This is a genomic window from Sphingomonas sp. Leaf4, assembly GCF_920939515.1.
GTDB lineage: Bacteria > Pseudomonadota > Alphaproteobacteria > Sphingomonadales > Sphingomonadaceae > Sphingomonas.
The window spans coordinates 137,205-157,640 of record NZ_CAKLBB010000004.1; the positions used below are offsets into that span (position 1 = coordinate 137,205).

Sequence of the window (20,436 nt, forward strand, 5' to 3'; positions counted from 1 at the left end):
CTTTGATCCGGCGTCACGGCGTCAAACCTATGCGGCTCGTCGATGATGCCCCCGCCATTCCTACGCCGGCACCCGCTCGCGCGGCGGGTTCTGCTGCTTCAGCAGGACTTTTCCGACCTGCACCCCGGTCCGTTCCACGAAGCGTTCCAGTACCGTCGCAAAGATCGCGCTGGCAAGAAGGCTGACCATAGCGACGACAGCCAATGGCAGTCGATCGTCGAGCAGGAAGAAGGTCAACCACGCGACCGGCAGATGAACCAGATACAAGCTGTACGAAATCCGGCCGAGATACTGCAAGATTTTCCCGTCAAGCACAGCAGCGAAACGGGCGTTCGCGATACTGGCGATGATAATCAGTGAGCCCCAGATCGCCAGCGCGAGGTCATCATGAACGTACCGCGGTACCGCCATCGACAGGATCAGTAGCAGGACCACTGCGATGGTCGGCACCCGGATCGTACGGTTGCGCATCACGAACAGGGCCGCCAACATCCCAGCGCCGAAACAGGGCAGATAATGCAGCGTTATGAATATATCCGCACCCAGATACCCGGCGATCAGATAGTCCGGCTTCAACCCAAGCGCGGGCAATATCGCGAGCGATATTGCATACATGACTGCGGACAGCCCAACAAAACTTCGTGGGAAACGGCACAACAGCAACGCCATTAGCGGAAATACAAGAGAGAACCGCATCTCATGAACCAGGCTCCACGACACCACATTAAAGCGCGTGTCGCCTTCGACCGCGAATATCAAAGAAACGGTTCGAAAGATGGATGGTGCTGATAGATCGGCACGCGGTGGAACTTGCTTGGCCCATGATGCCGTCCATTGAGCCGCATCCATCGAAACAAGAAGCGTCAACGCCAAGACCGCCAGATAGACGGCAATGTACGCCGGATATATCCGAAAGACCCGGCCAACCAAGTAACGACCATAGGGTTTCGGCTGATCGGGCCGATGCGATACGAACAGAACAAAACCGCTCAACGCAAAAAATACCAGTACTGCGGGGTGCCCCCACATGATGAATGCACGAAGCGCCTTCAGTTGAGCTCCCTGCACTTGTCCTATATCGGCCCAAAGATAGGCGATATGATGCATGCAGACGGCCAACGCCGCTATCCCTCGGATCGAATCAAGCGCGGGTATGCGTCTGCCATAGGTATCGCGTAGCTCGGCTTGCACCTATTCCCCCCAGAATTTCAGGAAGGGGATATACATCAAGCCACTTTGCTCCACGAATAATTTGTGCGGGCGGCAATACGGTCCTGTCGACAACCGGCCAGCGCTCGACCCTGCGATAGCTTGGTTTGGACCGCTACCGCATAAGTCGGTACATTTTGTTCATACCGTGGATTCCGCTTCCCTAATGTTCAGCAGTTGGTTTTCAATACGTCGCGATAGTGTTTTGCCTTAGCCACATAGACCGCCGCCGACAGCCTCAACCCGGCAAGCTGTTCGTCGGTCAGCGTCCGTACCGCCCGTGCCGGGCTGCCTACGATCAGGCTGCCGGGCGGAAAGCTCTTACCCTCCGTTACCAGCGCGCCGGCCCCCACCACGCAATCGTCGGCGATCACCGCATGGTTCAGGATCGTCGCGCCCATGCCGATCAGCACGCGGTCGCCGATGGTGCAGCCATGCAGGATCGCGCGGTGGCCGATGGTGCAATCCTCGCCCAACGTCAGGGGCGCGCCGGGATCGCCGTGCAGCACCGCGCCGTCCTGCACGTTGCTGCGCGCGCCAACGATGATCGGGCCATTGTCGGCGCGGATCGTCGCGCCGAACCACACGCTGGCCTGCGCGCCCAGTCGCACCGCGCCGATCAGATCGGCCGACGGCGCGACCCACGCATCGGCGGCGAGATCGGGGACGGCATCGGCGAGGGCATAGCAAGGCATGGCGGCGATGCTATCACCGCGCGATCACCGGGGCGAGCTTCGCGCGCAGCAGCAAGTCGAACCGCTCGACTGAACAACGCTTCGCGCAGCCGGGGATCGGCAACGGCCGGTCGACGACGACTGCTCCGCCCGAGCGGATCACGTCGAGCGGCTGCACCCGGTACGACAGCGTCACGAAGCTGCCGCGCGCATCGCGACGGCGGGTGAACACCAATGCCCCGCCCGGGGCCACGTCGTTGCGCGCGAACCCCGGCGCGTCGAGATCGACGCCGAGCGCCGCACCCAGCGCGGTGACGTTGGTGTCGTGGCCGATCAGTGCCTCCAGCTTGGGTCCGTTGGACGCCCCGAGCGTCGCCAGCATATGCGCGCCGATCGGCCCGGCCTGATGCGCCGCCATATACGGGCTGCGGGTGAACACGTCGAACAGCGCGGCATGGAGCGTGCCGATCCGGCGGATCGTGGCGGCATCGGCGCGACCGAAGCCGACGTCGCGGATCGGCATGCCTTCGGCATATTGCAGCAGGATCACCTGCGCCGTGCCCGAGGTCGCGCGGATCGGGCCGGTGAACTCGATTCCCCGCCCGTTCGCGCTGGGCTTGAGCGTCGCCGGGCCGGGCGTGCTGCATCCGGTGGGGCTACCGCAGCCAAGCACGCGGTCGAGGTCGCGGATCGCGCCGGCATGACGCGCGGTCAGCGCGTTCACGCCGCCGGTATAGGCGGTGATCGCCGCCACCGCCTGCCCCGCATCGAACGCGGTGGCCCCGGCACGCAGCGGTTCGAACAGCGGATCGACCTGCGGCGCGGTCAGATGGCCGACCGGCAGCGCGCAGCCGGGAGCAAGGCCCTCGGCATAGGCGCGGCCGGTGGCGATCGTCCGCTCGGCGGTATTGGTCCAGATGCGCACGCTGCCGGGCGCAGGGCAGCCGGTCGTCGTCAGCCAGCGCCGGTCATGACGACCGATCTGGCGGATCGCCGCCGCGCCGTGCGGGGTCAGATGCTCCGCCGCCACCGGCCAGCCGGGCCAGCGACCGTCAACGCGGGTGTCGGCGGGCGCCTCACCGTCGATCGGCGCGCGGACGCCGTGCCGCATCAGCAGCACGACCCGCTCGATCGTGCTGCCCTTGGCGGCGACCGGCGATGGGGCAATCGCCAACATGGCACCGAGTACGACGGCGGAGCGGAACGGCATCGGGAAACTTCCTTTTCGTTGCGTCCTCCCGGCGCGAACCGGGAGGACGCACAGGCTTACATCTTCATCGTCAGGCTGAACTGGAACACCCGGCCGGTCTTGAGATAGCCGCCGTTGCGGTCGTTCGAGATATAGCGCTCGCTCTTGCCGACCGTCGCCCAATAGCTGTGCTGGTCGAGCAGGTTGCGCGCCGACACGCCGATTTCCAGATTGTCGGTCACTTCATACGCCGCGCCGAAGTTCAGCTCGCCCACCGGCTGGACATAGATGTCGGGCTGGCTGTCCTGCACCGCCGCCAGGATCTTTCCGGTGTAGTTGTACCACAAGTTGGTGCGGAACGCGCCGCCGGCATAGAACACCTCGGCATTGTAGATCAGGTCGGGTGCCTGCGGCAGCGCGCTGGTGCGCGTGGTGCGCACGCCGTTCAGCGGGATGACATAGGACGCCTCGGTCTGCTGATAGGTGACGTTGCCGCCCACGCCGAAATTACCGAGAAAGGCCGATCCGACCATGTCGCCGACGGTGAAGCGGCCCGATGCCTCGACGCCTTTGGCCTTGCCGCCGCCGCCGTTGATCGGGCGGGTATAGGTGATGCCGTCGATCGTTTCGCCCGCCGTGCGCGTCGCGGTGTTCACGACGAAGTTCGACAGATCCTTATAGTAGCCGGCGAGCTGGAAATAACGGCCGACGCCGCCGTAATAGTCGACGCCGACGTCATAGCTCCATGCCGATACCGGCTTCAGGTCGGGATTGGGCTGGCTGATCGCGATGATCGCGTTGTTGCGGCCCGGATCGCGGGTGATCCGCGTCGGACCGGCGATCAGGTCGAACGATGGCCGAGCATAGCTCGACCGCGCGGCACCGCGCACCACGATACGGTCGTTCGGCTTCCACGCCGCCAGCACGCTGGGATCGACATGGTCGTAATCACGACCGGCCGAGATGAAGCGCGCGCCGTCGGCGTCGTTCAGATAATAGGTCGCCCGGAAGCCATTGTCCTCATAGCGCACGCCCGGCATCACTTCGAGCGCGCCCAGTTTCAGCGTGGCCGTGGCATAGAGCGCCTTGCGCTTCTCGTTGCCGTCGAGCAGCCCCTGGTTGATCGTCGTGGCCGACACCGGGATCAGCGGCACATAGTCGCGCACCTGCGCGTCGAGCTGCGCGCGCGACAGCACTTTCAGCGGTCGCGCGGGATAATAATCGAGGAAGTCCTTGAGCACATACCCCAGATACTGGTTGATCGACGGTCCCTGCACCGTGCCCGACTGCAACGGCGTCAGGAAGCGGTAGCGGGTATTGTCCGGCGCGAGGTTGCGGCCCTTGCGGTCCGAATCCTCGTACAGCCCGCCGACCTCGACATGGCCGAGAAAGCCGTCGCCGTCCCAGCCGATGCTGGCCTTGGCGGTCTTCTTCACCTCGTTCAGATAGTCATAGCCGCTCTGGACATAGAGCTGCGTCGGCCGGTCGAGCGAGGAGACATAGGCGATCGCGCCGTTCGACAGCACCGGACGCGGCGACTTGCGGTTCGACAGGTCGACGTTGACGCCTTCGGTCGCGGCACCGGTATTTCCGGTCGCGCCGTTGTACGCGATGCCGCGGAACGCCGCCTCGATCCGGGTCGGCTGATCGAAACGCCCGTCGGCATAGGCCCCTTCGAGGTTCGCGAAGAAACCGTCCCAATGCGTCTTCGCGCCGACCTGTGCCGAGAACAGTTCCTGCTCGACATCCTCGGTGCGGAAATAGCTGGCCGGATTGATACCCTGCGGGTTGTAGATCCCCGCCGCGTTATAGGCACGGGTCGTGCTGCCGTTGCGCAGCGTCCGCAACGGGTTGCCGCTCGACTGGCCGCTGGTCGTCTCGTTGCGCAGGCCGGTCTGGTTCATCGTATTGGTGTTCAGATAGGTCGCATAATTCACGCGGCCGTACAGTTCGATCGCCTCGCTCCGGAAATCGAGCGATCCGGTCGCGCCATAGCGCTTGATCTTGTTGTTGTAGAAATTCCACTGCACGCCATTGGCCGACAATGCATTGGGATTGTCGCGTGCGGTGCCGACATCGAAATTGGTTGTCTGATAATCGCTCTGCACTGCCGTCGATTCGGCGGCGTTGCCGCGCTCCTCGAAATAGCCCGCCAGATACACGCCGAACTGGTCGTCGGTGCCGAACCGGCGCGCGGCGTCGATGCCGATCGCGCCGCCGAACGCTTCCTGCTCGCGGTCGAGCGCGAGGCCGGCAACCTGGCCCAGCACGCGGGCGCGGGTGAAGCTCTGCGCGAAGTCGAACGCGGTCGGGGTGCGCAGGTCGATGATGCCGGCGATGCTGTCGGCATCCTTGGCGGCGCCCGGCGTCTTGTCGGCGGCGATCCCGCCGATCGCGAACGGCGAGAAGAGGTTGAGCGAGATCGCACGGCTGCTGCCCGCCGTCTGCGGCAAGCGCAGCCCGTCGAGGGTATAGGCGTTGTAGCCGGTGTCGAAGCCGCGAATGGTGACGAACTGGGCTTCGCCGGTCGCGCTCTGGTTGCGGCCCTGATCGCGGCTGACCGAGATGCCGGGCATCTGCTTGGCGAGGTCGGCGATACCGGTCTGCGAATGAATCGCGACGTCGCCGGCGGTCACGATGTCGATCGTGCCGATCGCGGCCTGTTCCTCGTTCAGCGCGCTGCGCTGGCGACGGCCGTTGACGACGATGTCGTCGGTCAGCGATTCGCTGGCGGTCTGCGCGCTCGCCTCGGCGGTGGCGGGCGACGCCTCCTGCGCAAAGGCGACGGCCGGCAGCGTCAGCGCGGCGATGGCGACGCCGGTCGACAGGACAAGCGCATGGGCGCGCTGCCGGCGTACCGGCGACGGTTGGAACGACGTCATGGATTTCCCCCCTCGGGACTATGTCTGGGATGCCGGGGCTGTTCCCCGTTGGATGGCGCGCCTAACGCTCGTTTGCGTAGTTTTTGTGACGAAACAGCGTTGGTATACAAAAATACCATCGGTATTTGTGGGAATGGCGGGGATTGACGATGATATATTGATGATATTGCCGCATGGCGGTTGCGCTCGACTATGTAGGCGATATGCTGGACACCGATGATGAAGCGCCGCGACCGCCGCCAGGAAATCCTCGACCTGCTCGCGCAGGGCGATGCGATGGGCATCCACGGGCTGGCGCAGGTGCTGGCGGTGTCCGACGAGACGGTCCGGCGCGAATTGCGGCTGCTGGAGAGCGATGGGCTGATCGAGCGCATCCATGGCGGTGCCCGGCTGGCGAAGTCGGTCGAGGAAGGCCCGTTCGAGGCGCGGCTCCACCGCAATGCCGCCGCCAAGCAACGCATCGCCGCCGCCATCGCGCGCGGGGTGGCCGATGGCGATTCGCTCTATCTCGATGCCAGCTCGACCGCGTTCCACGTCGCCCAGGCGCTGAAGGGCAAGCGCGACCTGACCATCGTTACCAACGCCCTCGACGTGGCGGCGGAGCTGGGCGGGCGCAGCGGCAACCGATTGTATCTGGCGGCGGGCGAGCTGGACGATCGCTACCGCGCGTTCTTCGACGAAACGGCGCGCGCCTATCTGGCGCAGTTCCGGCCCGCCGCCGCGATCGTCTCGACCGAATCGGTCGATGCCGCGACCGGCTTCACCGACTATCACGTCGGCGAAGGCGCGCTGTGCCGACAGATGATCGCCCAGTCGCGCTTCGTCACCATGGCGCTCGATGCGTCGAAATTCGACCGGACCAGCGTCGTCGCCGTTGCCACCTTCGCCGACATCGACCGGATCGTCACCGACCGGCCGATCGATCCGGCCTATGCCGCCGCCGCCGCCGGTGTCGACTGGATCACCTGCGACTGACCCCCTGCCCCGGAGCCTTCCCCCCGTGTTCACCCGCCTGACCCTGTGCCTGTTGCCGGCGCTCGCGCTGATCGCCCCCGCCGCCGATGCGCGCGACCTGACGGTGATGAGTTTCAACATCCGCTATCCCAGTCCCGACGACGGCCCCGACCGGTGGGAAACGCGCGCGCCGATCGCGATCGCCATGATCCGCGCGCAGGACCCCGACCTCATCGGCACGCAGGAACTCTATCAGCGGCAGGGCGATGCGATCGTCGCCGCGCTGCCCCGCTTCCGCTGGTTCGGACGCGACCGGCGCGGCGCGCATGCCGACGAGCATATGGGCATCTTCTACCGCGGCGACCGGCTGCGGCTGGTCCGAAGCGGCGACTTCTGGCTGTCGGACACGCCCGACCAGGTCGGCAGCAGTAGCTGGGGCGTCGACCTGCCGCGCATGGTCAACTGGGGCATGTTCGAGACGCTTGGAAGCAAACCCCGCCGCTTCGTGCTGTTCGACACCCATTTCGCGCACCGCGACAGCGACGACGACGCGCGGCGCAAGTCGGCCGAGTTGCTGCTGTCGCGTATCCCGGCGATCGCCGGCACACTGCCCGTGATCGTCACCGGTGACATGAACGCGACACCCGACAGCACCGCCTATGCCGCCTTCGCCGCCAGTCTGCGCGACGCATGGACCGGGACGGCGACCCGTGATGGACCCGAGCGGACCTTCCATGCCTTCACCGGCACGGCGGACCGGCGGATCGACTATATCTTCGTGCGCGGCTTCACGCCGCTATCGGCGCGGGTCGTGACCCACAACCGCGCCGGGCGCTACGCCTCCGACCATTTTCCGGTCGTGGCGACGCTGCGCCCGGCGAAGTAGCTCAGCCGGTCCGGCGGACCAGCCAGATGGTATCGCCCGCGTCGTCGACCACGAAGATCGCCCCATCGGCGCGCGTCTGGACGCTGACCGGGCGGCCATGGACGGTGCCCTTGGCCTTGTCGGCGACGAAGCCGGTCAGGAACGGCTGCGGATCGCCGGCCGGGCGACCATTGGCGAACGGAACGCTCAGCACGTCATAGCCGCTGAAGTCGGCGCGGTTCCACGATCCGTGCCGCGCGACATAGGCGGTTGGTGCCCCCTGCTTGGCGAAAGCGATGCCGAGCGCGGCGGCGTGCGGCCCGACCGCGACGTCGGGCAGCAAGGTGGTGGCGAGCAGTTCGCGCTTCTCGTTGGCGTGGCGCGGGTCCTGCTTGCCGTAATAGCTGTAGGGCCAGCCGTAGAAGCCACCCTCGCGCACGCCGACCAGATAGTCGGGGCTGATGTCGTCGCCGATTTCGTCGCGCTCGTTCACCGCCGTCCACAGCGTCGCGGTGCCGGGCACGAAGTCCATCCCCACCGGATTGCGCAGGCCCGAGGCATAGAGCCGCTCGCGCCCGCTGGACAGATCGATCGCGAGGATCGCAGCGCGCCGCTTCTCCTCGTCCATGCCGTGTTCGCCGACGTTCGACGCCGACCCGACCGAGACGTACAGCGTGCGCGCATCGGGGCTGAGCAGCAGGTTGCGCGTCCAGTGGTTGTTGTATCCGCCCGCCGGCAGTGTCGCGATCTGCCGCGGCTGCGCGGTGATCCGCGTCTCGCCCGGCGTATAGGGGAACACGACCACGCCATCGGTATTGGCGACGTACAGCTTGCCATTGGCATATTGCATCCCGAACGGCTGGTTCAGCCCGTCGCGCAGCACGAACCGCTGTTCGGCGACGCCGTCGCGGTCGGCGTCGCGCAACAGGGTGATGCGGTTGGCGCTGAACCCGGTCGTCCTCGACAGCGCCTGCCCGCGCGCAACTTCGGGGTCGGCATCGAGCTTGGGCAGCGTCCGTGCCTCCGACACCAGCACGTCGCCATTGGGCAGCAGCAGCGCCTGACGCGGATAGTCGAGGCCGCCGGCGAACTTTACCACCTGCCACCCGGCGGGCGCGGTGGGCTTGCGGCCTTCGGGCCAGCCGATCGTGACCGGATGGTTGACCACCGATTTCGTCGCATAGGGTTCGGGCTGCGCCTTCAGCCCCGGAATGGCTTTCGGCCCTTGCTGCGCGGACGCAGCGGTGGCGCACAACGCGGCCACCGCCGCGCCCAGGATACGGAGCTTCATCGCATTTCCCCTGATTGTCATGGCGGCGACAACCGGGGGCGGCGGCGCGGGGTCCGCCGGCAACGAAAAGATATGCGCCTGGGTACGCGAACCATCCTCCCCGCGCCACGGGGAGGAGGAGCGTCGGCTATTCGACCGTTACCGACTTGGCGAGGTTGCGCGGCTGGTCGACGTCGGTGCCCTTGGCGACCGCGACGTGATAGGCGAGCAACTGCACCGGCACCGCATAGACGATCGGCGCGATCAGCGGATGGACCTTGGGCATGGTGATCGTCGCGATGCAATTGTCGCCCGCCGCCTGAATGCCGTCATAGTCGGAGATCAGTACCACCTTGCCGCCGCGCGCCTGCACTTCCTGCATGTTGCTGACGGTCTTGTCGAACAGCGGCCCCGACGGCGCGATGACGATCACCGGCACATGCTCGTCGATCAGCGCGATCGGCCCGTGCTTCATCTCGCCCGCCGCATAGCCCTCGGCATGGATATAGCTGATTTCCTTGAGCTTGAGCGCGCCTTCCAGCGCCAGCGGATAATCGGTGCCGCGCCCGAGATACAGCACGTCGCGCGCGGCGGCGATCACCCCGGCCATCGCCTCGATCGACTCGTCATACGCCAGTGCGCCGTTGATTGCGGCGGGCGCCTCGGCCAGATGCCGCACCAGCGCGCGCTCCTCCGCCTCGCTCAACCGCCCCTTGGCCTTTGCCAGATTGGCCGCCAGCGCCGCCAGCACCGCCAACTGGCAGGTGAACGCCTTGGTCGACGCCACGCCGATCTCGGGGCCGGCATGGGTCGGCAGCAACAGGTCGGCCTCGCGCGCCATCGTGCTGGTCGGCACGTTGACGACGGCGGCGATCACCTGCCCCTCGGCGCGGGCATGGCGCAGCGCCGCCAGCGTATCGGCGGTCTCCCCCGACTGGCTGATGACGATCATCAGCCCGCCATCCTCCATCACCGGCGTGCGATAGCGGAACTCGCTGGCGACATCGAGGTCGACGGGAACCCGCGCGAACTGCTCGAACCAGTATTTTGCGACCATCCCGGCATAGAAGCTGGTGCCGCAGGCGACGATCGTGACGCGCTTGATCCCCGACAGGTCGAAATCGGGGATCGGCAGCGTGACCTTGCCCTCCAGCCGGTGAAGATAGGCGCGCAGCGTCTGCGCGACGACGATCGGCTGCTCGTAGATCTCCTTCTGCATGAAATGGCGATGGTTGCCCTTGTCGATCAGCGCGCCGGTGACGCCCGACAGCGTGACCGGCCGCTCGACCGCCACATTGTCGCGGTCGTATACCTGCGCGCCGTCGCGGGTGCAGACGACCCAGTCGCCTTCCTCCAGATACGCGATCCGCTGCGTCAGCGGCGCCAGCGCCAGCGCGTCGGAGCCGAGATACACCTCGCCCTCGCCATAGCCGACGACCAACGGCGATCCCAGCCGCGCGCCGATCAGCAGGTCGGGGTGCTGGCGGAACAGGATCGCGAGCGCGAACGCGCCGTGCAGGCGCGGCAACACCACCTTCACCGCATCGGAGGGAGCAAGGCCCGCCTCGACCTGCTCGCTCACCAGATGCGCGACGACCTCGGTATCGGTTTCGCTGGTGAACACCCGGCCGCGCGCCTGCAGTTCCTCGCGCAGCGGCTTGAAATTCTCGATGATGCCGTTGTGGACCACCGCGACTTCATCGGTGGCATGCGGATGGGCGTTGTTGGTGGTCGGACCGCCATGCGTCGCCCAGCGGGTATGGGCGATGCCGACGTCGCCCGGCAACGGATGCGCCGCCAGTTCGGTCGCGAGGTTCTTCAGCTTGCCCGACGCGCGCCGCCGCTCGATCGCGCTGCCATCGATCGTCGCGATGCCCGCCGAGTCATAACCGCGATATTCGAGCCGCTTGAGCCCGTCGAGCAGCCGGTCGGCCACCGCTTCGGTCCCGATGATTCCTACGATGCCACACATGTGATTCTCCGGGACTGTCGGTGATTATTTCGCGGTCTTGGCGGCCTTGGCCGCCTTGCGCTGGGCTCGGAAGCGCGCCGCCCAGCCGGGGCGATCGGTGCGCTCGGCGCGGACGAGCGTGAGTGCATCGGCCTCGACGTCGCGGGTCACGACCGATCCGGCGGCGACGATCGCGCCCGCGCCCACCTTGACCGGGGCGACGAGCGCGCTGTTCGATCCAATGAACGCGCCCTCGCCGATCTCGGTGCGGTATTTGAAGAAGCCGTCATAGTTGCAGGTGATCGTCCCCGCGCCGATGTTGCTCCCCGCGCCGACGGTGGCATCGCCGAGATAGGTCAGGTGGTTGGCCTTCGCCCCCTCGCCCAGCACCGCGTTCTTCACCTCGACGAAATTGCCGACGCGGCTCTTTTCCTTCAGCACCGCGCCGGGGCGCAGCCGGGCATAGGGGCCGACATCGGCGTGCGAAGCCACCGTCGCGCCCTCCAGATGGCTGAAGGCATGGATCGTCACATGATCGGCGATCGTCACGCCGGGACCGAACACGACGTTCGGTTCGATCGTCACGTCGCGCCCGATGACCGTGTCGTGCGCGAACCACACGGTGTCGGGGGCGATCAGTGTCGCGCCCTCCGTCATCGCCCGCGCGCGGCGGGCACGCTGCCATTCCCCCTCCAGCGCGGCGAGTTCGGCGCGGCTGTTGACGCCCGCCACCTCGAGAGCGCCGGTTTCGATCACCGCCGATCCGCGCCCGTCGGCCGCCGCCAGCATGACGATGTCGGGCAGATAATATTCCCTCGCGGCATTGTCGTTGCCGACCCGTGCCAGCAGGCCGAACAGATCGGCGGCGCGCACCGCCATCAGCCCCGAATTGCACAATGTCACCGCGCGTTCCGCCTCGGATGCGTCCTTATATTCGACCATCCGTGCGATCCGCCCGGCATCGTCGGCGATCACCCGGCCATAGGCGCCGGGATCGGCCGGACGGAAGCCGAGCACGACCACCGCCGGCGCATCGTCCCCGTGCAGCCGGTCGAGCATCCGCCGCATCGTCTCGGCGCTGACCAGCGGCACGTCGCCATACAGGACGATCACGTCGCCCGCGAACCCGGCCAGCGCCGGCGCGGCCTGCAACACCGCATGACCGGTGCCCAGTTGCTCCTCCTGCGCGACGATCGTCGCGCCCAGCGGCGCGACCGCGGCTGCCACCTGCTCGCGCCGCGCGCCGACGACGACGGCGGTGTGCGCGGGCGACAGGCCGGCGACGCTGTCCAGCAGATGCAGCAGCATCGGCCGCCCGGCGATGGGGTGCAGCACCTTGTGCAGATCGGACTTCATGCGCGTGCCTTGGCCCGCAGCAAGGACGATGGCGGCGACGGTGTTCGGTTCCATGGCCGAGCATCTGACACAGCAACCTTGCCAATTCCATATCGCGGGCGGCAAAGCAGACAACATGACCAAGATTTCATTCGATATTGTCGGCTTCGATCTCGACGGGACGTTCGTCGATACCAGCGGCGACCTGACCGATTCGGTGAACCATGCGCTGGCCGATGCCGGGCGAGCGCCGCTGTCGCGCGAGGCGGTGATCCCGATGATCGGCGGCGGCGCGCGCCATATGTTGGCACAGGGCATGGCGGCGACCGGCGACCATGACGAAGCCGCGCTGGATCGCGGCTACCGGCTGTTGCTCGACTATTACGAAAACAACATTTCGCGGCATTCGCGCCCGTTCCCCGGCGCGATGGCGGCGCTCGACGCGCTCATGGCGCAGGGCGTCAAGGTCGCGATCGTCACCAACAAGCTGGAACGACTGGCGAAAAAGCTGCTCGGCGAACTCGGCATCGCCGACCGGTTCGGCTGCATCCTCGGCGGCGACACGCTGGGACCGGGCATGGCCAAGCCCAATCGCGCGCCGATCGATGCGATGATCGAGCGGCTGGGCGGCGGGCGGGCCGCCTTCGTCGGCGATTCGCATTTCGATATCGATGCGGCGCGGAGTGCCGGGGTGCCCGGCATCGCGGTGTCGTTCGGTTTCCTGATGCAGCCGGTCGAGGAATTGCGCGCGGACGCGGTGATCGACCGCTATGAGGATCTGCTCCCGACGCTCGAACGGCTGCGGTCGTGGGAACCGGCCGCTACCGCCGATCGCTCCGCCGCCACGCCGTAACAAAGGAACGACCATGACCCGTCCTGCCGCCCTCATCACCGGCGCATCGTCCGGCATCGGCCTCAGCTTCGCGCATCATCTGGCGCGCACCGGCCACGACCTGATCCTCGTCGCGCGTCGCGAGGACCGGCTGCGCGCGATCGCCGAGGAACTGTCGGCCGAACATTCGATCGACATCGAGGTGATGGTCGCCGATCTGGCCGATCCCGACGACCTCGATCTGGTTGAGGAACGGTTGCAGGACGGCGAACCCGTCGCGCTGTTCGTCAACAACGCCGGCTTCGCCGCGTTCGGCAAGGTGGGCGAGGGCGACCGCGAGGACATGACCGACATGCTGCTCCTGAACGTCGTCGCGTTCAGCCGGCTGGCCGATGCGGCGATGGCGGGCATGAAGCGGGCCGGTCAGGGCACGATCATCAACGTCGGGTCGGGCACGCTGTTTACCAAGCTGCCGGGCTATGCCGGCTATGGCGCGACCAAGGCCTATGTCGCCTATTACACCCGCGTGATGCAGGTGGAGGCGAAGGACAGCGGCATCCGCGTCCAGTTGCTGATCCCCGGCGTCACCGCCACCGATTTCCATGCGGTCGCCGGGCACAGCGTCGACGATTTTCCGGCCGAACGGGTGATGGAGGCCGACGATCTGGTCGTCGCGTCGTTGCGCGGGCTGGAACTGGGCGAGGCGGTGTGCATCCCTTCGCTGCCCGACATCGCCGACTGGGACGCGCTCGAGGCCGCCGAGGCGAGGATCGCCCCCAATGCCTCGCGTGACAAGGTCGCGGCGCGCTATCACGGCTGATCGCGCCGTCGCTGCCTTGCCCATCAATTGTTAAGTCCTCGGGGCTAGGCCGGCAGGTGTAACCGGCCAGCCCCAGGATCCCGATGCCCGACCCCGTATCCCGCGTCGCGATCGTCTTCGGCACCCGGCCCGAAGCGATCAAGCTGTTCCCGCTGATCCACGCGATGCGCGCCGACCCGCGTTTCGCGGTACGGGTGATCGTGACCGCGCAGCACCGCGCGATGCTCGATCAGGTGCTCGACTTCGCCGGGATCGTGCCCGACACCGACCTGGACATCATGACTCCGGGCCAGTCGCTCGACACGCTGACCGCGCGGCTGCTCGACACGTTGGGGCCGGTGTTCGACGCCGGGCGGTTCGACCGGGTGATCGTGCAGGGCGACACCGCGACCGCGATGGTCGCCGCGCTCGCCGCCTATTACCGCAAGATTCCGGTCGCCCATGTCGAGGCGGGACTGCGCAGCCACGACATCTACCAGCCATGGCCCGAGGAAGTGAATCGCAAGATCGTCGGATCGATCGCCGACCTGCACTTCGCGCCGACGCAGACCGCCGCCGACGCATTGCGCGCCGAAAACGTGCCGGCGGAGCGCATCCACGTCACCGGCAACACCGTGATCGACGCGCTGCACATGGCGCGCGACCGGCTGGCCGCCGATCCGGCGCGCACGCAAGGACTGGACGGCCTCGCCACCCGTTTCGCGGGCAAGCGGGTCGTGCTGGTGACGACGCATCGCCGCGAGAATTTCGGGCCGGGCATGGCATCGATCGCCCGCGCCATCGCCCGCATCGCCGCGCGCGAGGATGTCGGCGTGATCTTTCCGGTCCACCCCAATCCGCAGGTGACGGGGGTGATGGACGCGATCCTTGGTGATAATCCGCGCGTCGCGATGATCGCCCCGCAGGATTATCCGCATTTCGTCCGCCTGCTCGACCTGTGCCACCTCGTGCTGACCGATTCGGGCGGGGTGCAGGAAGAGGCACCGGGCCTCGGCAAGCCGGTGCTGGTGATGCGCGAGACGACCGAGCGCCCCGAAGGCGTGATGGCCGGCACCGCGAAGCTGATCGGCGCCGACGAGGACCGGATCGTCGCGGAGGTCGGCGCGTTGCTCGACGATCCCGCCGCCTATGCCGCGATGGCGCGCGCGCACAATCCTTTCGGAGACGGCCATGCGTCGACCCGCATCGTGGAGACCCTCTGTGCTTGAACAACGCATCACCGCCGCCGACACCTACGACGTCTGCGTCGTGGGGCTGGGCTATATCGGCCTGCCGACCGCCGCCGTCGTCGCCCGGTCGGGCGCGCGGGTGATCGGGATCGACGTCAGCCAGCATGTCGTCGACACGGTGGCGCGCGGGCATATCCATATCGAGGAAGCCGATCTCGACACGCTGGTGCGCGACGTGGTGCTGCTCGGCCGCCTCGCGACCGCCATCGCCCCCGCGCCCGCCGATGTGTTCGTCATCGCCGTGCCGACGCCGTTCGGGCCGGGCCACGCGCCCGACCTGTCCTATGTCCTGAACGCCACCCGCGCGATCGCGCCGGTGCTGCGGCCGGGCAACACCGTGATCCTCGAATCGACCTCGCCGGTCGGCACCACCGAACAGATCCGCGACCTGCTCGCCGACCTGCGTCCCGACCTGTCGTTGCCCGGCCTGTCCGAAACGCCGGACATCTGCGTCGCCTATTGCCCCGAACGGGTGCTGCCCGGCCGCATCATCCTCGAACTGGTGTCGAACGAACGCTCGATCGGCGGGATCACCCCGGCCTGTGCCGAAGCCGCCTGCGACTTCTACCGCCGCTTCGTCGAGGGGGCGTGTACCGTCACCACAGCGCGCACCGCCGAAATGGTCAAGCTGGTCGAGAACACCAGCCGCGACGTCGCCATCGCCTTCGCCAACGAACTGTCGATCGTGTGCGACCGGATGGAGTTGAACGTCTGGGACGTGATCGACCTCGCCAACCGCCATCCGCGCGTCAACATCCTGAAGCCCGGCCCCGGCGTCGGCGGGCATTGCATCGCGGTCGACCCATGGTTCATCGTCGATGCCGCACCCGACGAAACCCCGCTGATCCGCACCGCGCGCGAGGTGAACGACGGCAAGGTCGACCATGTCGTCGCCCGCGCCTCGGCGATGCTCGATGCCGCGCCCAGCGCGCGCGCGACGCTGCTCGGCCTCGCGTTCAAGGCCGACATCGACGACCTGCGCGAAAGCCCGGCGGTGAAGGTCGCGCAGGGGCTGATCGCGGCGTATGGCGATCGGATCGATCTGGTCGAACCGTTCGTCGACACCCTGCCGCGCGCGCTGGACGCCGGACGGCTGGTGCCGCTGGAGGCGGGCCTCGCCAACGACATCCTCGTCGTGCTGGTCGACCATAGCGTGTTCCGGACGGTCCCACCCGAAGCCCGCGCGGGCAAGCAGGTGTACGACACAAGGGGGATGTGGCGCTGAACCGCATCGTCCCGTCATTCCGGCGAAGGCCGGAATCCATGGATGGGGTGACGGCTCGGCTGAGTCGAGAACACCCGACACAATGGATTCCGGCCTTCGCCGGAATGACGGATCGCTATGTACGCCGCCACTTGGTCCACAAATGGCGAGCGAGCATCGCCGGCGGCATCCGCATCCAGTGCGAGCGGACATAGAAGCCGAACTCGGTTTCCTTGTGCCGCAACCGCCCCCACCCGTCGCGCGCCAGCAGCCGCCGGGCGAACAGCGCGTCGGACGGCCTTGGATCGAACCCGGCCACCGGCGTCGCGTAGATGCGCTTCGCCAACCGGATCGCCCGTTCGACCGCCGCCGACAGGCCGTGATGCGCCGCCTGCGAACCCAATCGCGCCACGAACGTCCCGTCGCCCTCCGAAAACTCGCGCACCAGCCGGTCGATGTCCCACAGGTTGCGCAAGCCCCCCTGCAAATCGCCATCGGCCAGCAGGTGCGCGGCGGCATGGACCACCATGTCCTCGCGCGACAGCACGGACAGCCCGTTGTCCAGCGGCACCGCATCGGCGATCAGCGCGGCGGCATCGGGCGTCGGCCGGGCGGTCGGCGGCAGGATCGTGTGATGCACGTCGATCATCTTGTCGCGCGCGGCATGGACCAGCGGCGGCAGTTCGTGCATCCACCGCCGGTAATAGGCGTCGTCGTAAGGGTCGGGCTTGACCCATTCCCACCCCCCGGCCAGCAACGCGCGTTCGACCCGGTCCAGCCCATCGCGCGGCACCAATATGTCGAGATCGCCGATCGACCGCCCCCGCCCCGCATCCAGCCCGGCGGCGACGAATGCCGTGCCCTTGAGCAACACGACCGGTACATCGAGCGACGCGAGTACCCGCCGCGCCGCCTCCGCTTCCCATAGCGCTGCTATCCGCCCGGCCTCGGCGGAGGCGCGCGCATCGGCCATCACCCGTTCGGCGGCGGGCGGCAATACCAGCCCGCCCAGCCGCACCGCCACGCTACCGATCAACTGTTCGGCCCGCGCCGCCGCGATCAGCGCGTTCCACCCGGCGGCATCGAGCGTCAGCGCGCTCGCCGGATCGGTCAGCGTCCGCGCGACCAGCGCCCCGCTCATGCCAGGGCTTCCCACAACGTCTCGACCATCGCGATCGCCGCACCGGTATCGGGATAATCGATCGCCCGCGCCGGCACGCGCCGCACCAGCGCGGTCAGCGCGGCAAAGCCCCGCTCGCCCAGTTGGACATAGTTGGTCGAGGCATGGGTCAGCCGCACGAACGTCTCGGCCGGCTCGACTAGCCGCACCTCGCCTGGCCCCCCGAAGGTCGGGAACAGCAGCAGCGCCGGAGCGGCCGGCACGTCCATCGCCGCCAGCGCGGGCGCGTCAGGCACCAGATGGCGGATATCCCCCTTGGGCGTGCCCGCCAGCAACGGCCCGAACAGCGCGGCCGGCGCGGCGCGTTCCAGCACGCCGATGCTGGCGTTCTTCAGGCTGACCAGCCGGGGAAAGCCATGGACCAGCCCGCTCAGTGGATCGAGCAGCACGAACTCGTCGCCCATCAACCGCCAGCCGCGCGTCATCAGCAGCGCCGCCAGCGTCGACTTGCCCGCCCCCGACACCCCGGTCATCAGCAGCGCCCGCCCGTCCCGCTCGACGGCCGAGGCATGAAGCAACAGATAGCGCCGCTGCCCCAGCGCCATCTGCAAATTCATTCCCATCTCCGCCGCCAGCAACCCTTGCGCGAGCGGCAGCGGCGCGGCGTCGGGAATGGTGAAATCGCCGCCGATCATCACCGAGGGGCGCAGCACCCGCCGCCACGGCCGCGCCGCGAACAGCCGCACGGTGAAATCGGCGATGCCGCCCTCGGGCGCGGGATAGTCGCGGTACAGGTCCCGCACCTGATCGATCGGCAACCGCCAGTCGCTGCCGATGCGGAAGCCTACCGGCCCGATGCGGAGCTGCGCGACATGCCTCATACCCGTTCGACCAGCCCGGTTCCGACCAGTTCGTCCAGCCGCGCGACCACCGCCGCCTCGTCGCCATCGGGCAGGTCGTAGGCCGCCGCCAGCGCGGCCAGCACCTCGCGCGCCGTCATCGCCCGTCCGGCGAGCAGCGCCAGCATCTCGGGCACCGGCGGGGCGACGACATGCGTCTGCCCCGATGCGCGGTGATAGACGGCGCTCAGATCGTCTAGCGGCACGATGCGCAGCGCGTCCGCCACCGGGGCGCGGTAGCGCGGCACCGCGGTCAGCCGCGCGGCATCTGGATCGATGCGAAGCAGGTGAAGCCGCTCGTCCCCGATTGCAGGCGACGGATATAGTTGGTGTAGGCGCGCGTGCGCTCGCCATCGGCACCCGGCAGGTTCATGCCCTGACCGGCGCGGCGCACTTCCTCGCCGGTGAACGGGCGGTTGGCGGGCGGCACCGCGCCGGGCGTGCCGGGCGCCACGACCGATCCGTCGGCGGCGATATAGCGGCCCGCGCGCGCCTTGTCGGGCACCGGGATCTCGCAGTTCATCACCGATACCTGCGTCTGCGCCAGCGCCGGCCGGATCGACACGACCGCCGAGGCGCTCGCCGCCCCGATCAGCAGCGTCCGGCGGGCGACCGTGCCCGCCGGCTTGTTGTCGGGCGGGGAAAGCGGATCGTCGGCCATGGCCCAGCATGTGCCCCGAAGCGCCGTCCCCATGCAATCGCAAATCCATATCCCGCCCGTCCGGCAACGGGGCACCCCGCCCGACAAAGGCTGGCGCGAACCGGAACTTGCGCCTAATCGAAGGCGAATGGATGGATTTGCCCCCCGCCTGCCGCTTGCGATCGGCATCACGATTGCGGTCGCCATCCTGGGGTTCCTGCTCGGGGCCGGCGTGAATGCCAGCGCGGTGATGCTGGTCGGCGGGATCGTCGCGGTGCTGGTCGCCGCGTCGCAGGCGCACGATACTACCACCCCCGATCAGCCCGACGCCTCGCGCGGCCACGCCGCCGCCGCGACGCAGGACGTGATCGACGCGGTCGACGAACCGATCCTGATCGTCGCCGGCGGCGCGGTGGTCGCCGCCAACCCCGCCGCGCGCGCGCTGCTCGGGGCGCATATCGTCGGTGGCGACGTCCGCCTCGCCATCCGCCATCCCGCCGCCGCCGAACGGCTGTTCGGCGAGCGCGACGATGCCGAGCCGGTCAGCCTCGTCGGCCTCGGTGCGCGCGACCAGAGTTGGGAGATGCGCCTGCGCCCGATCGGCGAGGGCCGCCGCCTCGTCCACCTCGTCGACCGTACCGGCAACCGCGCGACCGAACGGATGCGCGTCGATTTCGTCGCCAACGCCTCCCACGAACTGCGCACCCCGCTCGCCTCGCTGCTCGGCTTCATCGAAACGCTGCGCGACGAGGCGGGCGAGGACCCGGGCGTGCGCGAACGCTTCCTCAAGGTGATGAACGACGAAGCGCGGCGGATGCAGCGGCTGATCGACGATCTGATCTCGCTGAGCCGGATCGAGGCCGACAAATACCGCCCGCCCGATCAGGCGGTCGACTTCTCGGCAATGCTGGAGCGGGTCTGCGAGGAACTCGCATCGACCAACCCGGCGCGCGGTCGCGACGTGGTGCGCGACGCGCCGGCGGGAATCGCGGTGATCGGCGACCGCGCGCAATTGTCGCAGTTGCTGCACAACATCATCGGCAACGCGATGAAATATGGTCGCGCCGGCACGGCGGTCGAAATCCGCGTCAGCGAAGGGGCGACGATGGCCGAGCTGATGGTGCGCGACCATGGCGAGGGGGTTGCGATCGAGCATCTCCCGCGGCTGACCGAACGCTTTTATCGCGTCGATTCAGGGCGAAGCCGGGCGCTGGGCGGCACCGGGCTCGGCCTTGCCATCGTCAAGCATATCGTCGAGCGGCATCGCGGGCGGCTGGATATCGGCAGCGTGGTCGGCGACGGCACCACCGTCACCATCCGCCTGCCGCTCGCCACTGTCATCAAGCCGTAACCCCGCGGTAAC

At 67.7% G+C, this 20,436-nt stretch carries 18 protein-coding genes; 7 read left to right on the forward strand and 11 right to left on the reverse strand.

What is annotated here, in order from left to right; genetic code table 11:
- Positions 1-60: 60 nt before the first annotated feature.
- The 4 genes from LRA89_RS07165 to LRA89_RS07180 form a co-directional block, all read right to left on the reverse strand.
- On the reverse strand, positions 61-1,191 hold the full coding sequence (locus LRA89_RS07165) for an acyltransferase family protein (RefSeq protein ID WP_268934901.1): 1,131 nt from the start codon (positions 1,189-1,191) through the stop codon (positions 61-63).
- 188 nt (positions 1,192-1,379) lie between these two features.
- On the reverse strand, positions 1,380-1,904 hold the full coding sequence (locus tag LRA89_RS07170; RefSeq protein ID WP_230769599.1) for a gamma carbonic anhydrase family protein: 525 nt from the start codon (positions 1,902-1,904) through the stop codon (positions 1,380-1,382).
- A 13-nt stretch (positions 1,905-1,917) separates the two neighbouring features.
- Positions 1,918-3,093: a histidine-type phosphatase gene (locus tag LRA89_RS07175; RefSeq protein ID WP_230769600.1), complete on the reverse strand. Its 1,176-nt coding sequence runs from the start codon at positions 3,091-3,093 to the stop codon at positions 1,918-1,920.
- Positions 3,094-3,149: 56 nt separating this feature from the next.
- Positions 3,150-5,954 carry a TonB-dependent receptor gene (locus tag LRA89_RS07180; RefSeq protein ID WP_230769601.1) on the reverse strand — a complete coding sequence of 935 codons (2,805 nt, stop codon included), beginning with the start codon at positions 5,952-5,954 and terminating at the stop codon, positions 3,150-3,152.
- Between the two features lie 219 nt (positions 5,955-6,173).
- Here LRA89_RS07180 and LRA89_RS07185 point away from each other — a divergent pair, with 219 nt between their 5' ends.
- Positions 6,174-6,929 (forward strand): DeoR/GlpR family DNA-binding transcription regulator, encoded by a 756-nt coding sequence (locus tag LRA89_RS07185; protein ID WP_230769602.1) that lies wholly within the window; start codon positions 6,174-6,176, stop codon positions 6,927-6,929.
- 25 nt (positions 6,930-6,954) lie between these two features.
- Positions 6,955-7,794, forward strand: a complete 840-nt coding sequence (locus tag LRA89_RS07190) for an endonuclease/exonuclease/phosphatase family protein (RefSeq protein WP_230769603.1) — start codon at positions 6,955-6,957, stop codon at positions 7,792-7,794.
- A 1-nt stretch (position 7,795) separates the two neighbouring features.
- Here LRA89_RS07190 and LRA89_RS07195 read toward each other — a convergent pair whose 3' ends face one another.
- From LRA89_RS07195 to glmU, 3 genes are all read right to left on the reverse strand, one after another.
- Positions 7,796-9,064, reverse strand: coding sequence for a PQQ-dependent sugar dehydrogenase (locus LRA89_RS07195; RefSeq protein ID WP_230769604.1), 1,269 nt, complete (start codon positions 9,062-9,064; stop codon positions 7,796-7,798).
- A gap of 127 nt (positions 9,065-9,191) precedes the next feature.
- On the reverse strand, positions 9,192-11,015 hold the full coding sequence (gene glmS, locus LRA89_RS07200) for a glutamine--fructose-6-phosphate transaminase (isomerizing) (RefSeq protein ID WP_230769605.1): 1,824 nt from the start codon (positions 11,013-11,015) through the stop codon (positions 9,192-9,194).
- A gap of 24 nt (positions 11,016-11,039) precedes the next feature.
- Positions 11,040-12,404, reverse strand: coding sequence for a bifunctional UDP-N-acetylglucosamine diphosphorylase/glucosamine-1-phosphate N-acetyltransferase GlmU (gene glmU / locus LRA89_RS07205; RefSeq protein WP_230769606.1), 1,365 nt, complete (start codon positions 12,402-12,404; stop codon positions 11,040-11,042).
- Positions 12,405-12,465: 61 nt separating this feature from the next.
- Between glmU and LRA89_RS07210 the strand changes: the two genes are divergently transcribed.
- The 4 genes from LRA89_RS07210 (at position 12,466) to wecC (ending at position 16,435) form a co-directional block, all read left to right on the forward strand.
- The gene (locus LRA89_RS07210; protein WP_230769607.1) at positions 12,466-13,182 is read left to right on the forward strand and encodes an HAD-IA family hydrolase; all 717 of its coding nucleotides are present in this window, start codon (positions 12,466-12,468) and stop codon (positions 13,180-13,182) included.
- 13 nt (positions 13,183-13,195) lie between these two features.
- The gene (locus tag LRA89_RS07215) at positions 13,196-13,981 is read left to right on the forward strand and encodes an SDR family NAD(P)-dependent oxidoreductase (RefSeq protein ID WP_230769608.1); all 786 of its coding nucleotides are present in this window, start codon (positions 13,196-13,198) and stop codon (positions 13,979-13,981) included.
- Positions 13,982-14,064: 83 nt separating this feature from the next.
- Complete coding sequence (gene wecB, locus LRA89_RS07220; RefSeq protein WP_230769609.1) at positions 14,065-15,189, forward strand: non-hydrolyzing UDP-N-acetylglucosamine 2-epimerase; 1,125 nt, start codon at positions 14,065-14,067, stop codon at positions 15,187-15,189.
- Positions 15,190-15,196: 7 nt separating this feature from the next.
- A complete protein-coding gene (gene wecC / locus LRA89_RS07225) occupies positions 15,197-16,435 on the forward strand; it encodes a UDP-N-acetyl-D-mannosamine dehydrogenase (RefSeq protein WP_443024947.1) in 1,239 nt (412 codons plus the stop codon).
- A gap of 115 nt (positions 16,436-16,550) precedes the next feature.
- Here wecC and LRA89_RS07230 read toward each other — a convergent pair whose 3' ends face one another.
- Genes LRA89_RS07230 through LRA89_RS07245 form a run of 4 tightly spaced genes read right to left on the reverse strand, consistent with a single transcriptional unit; the run spans position 16,551 to position 19,094 of the window.
- Positions 16,551-17,555 carry a nucleotidyltransferase domain-containing protein gene (locus LRA89_RS07230; RefSeq protein ID WP_230769611.1) on the reverse strand — a complete coding sequence of 335 codons (1,005 nt, stop codon included), beginning with the start codon at positions 17,553-17,555 and terminating at the stop codon, positions 16,551-16,553.
- Entirely contained in the window at positions 17,552-18,415 is an 864-nt protein-coding gene (locus LRA89_RS07235; protein ID WP_230769612.1) for an HprK-related kinase A, read from the reverse strand. Before LRA89_RS07235 ends, LRA89_RS07230 begins: the two co-directional genes overlap by 4 nt.
- Positions 18,412-18,681 carry an HPr-rel-A system PqqD family peptide chaperone gene (locus tag LRA89_RS07240; protein ID WP_230769613.1) on the reverse strand — a complete coding sequence of 90 codons (270 nt, stop codon included), beginning with the start codon at positions 18,679-18,681 and terminating at the stop codon, positions 18,412-18,414. Before LRA89_RS07240 ends, LRA89_RS07235 begins: the two co-directional genes overlap by 4 nt.
- 5 nt (positions 18,682-18,686) lie before the next feature.
- Complete coding sequence (locus tag LRA89_RS07245; RefSeq protein ID WP_055759196.1) at positions 18,687-19,094, reverse strand: hypothetical protein; 408 nt, start codon at positions 19,092-19,094, stop codon at positions 18,687-18,689.
- A gap of 127 nt (positions 19,095-19,221) precedes the next feature.
- On the opposite strand from LRA89_RS07245, the gene LRA89_RS07250 reads away from it, so the two are divergent.
- Positions 19,222-20,424: an ATP-binding protein gene (locus tag LRA89_RS07250; RefSeq protein WP_230769614.1), complete on the forward strand. Its 1,203-nt coding sequence runs from the start codon at positions 19,222-19,224 to the stop codon at positions 20,422-20,424.
- Positions 20,425-20,436 lie beyond the last annotated feature (12 nt).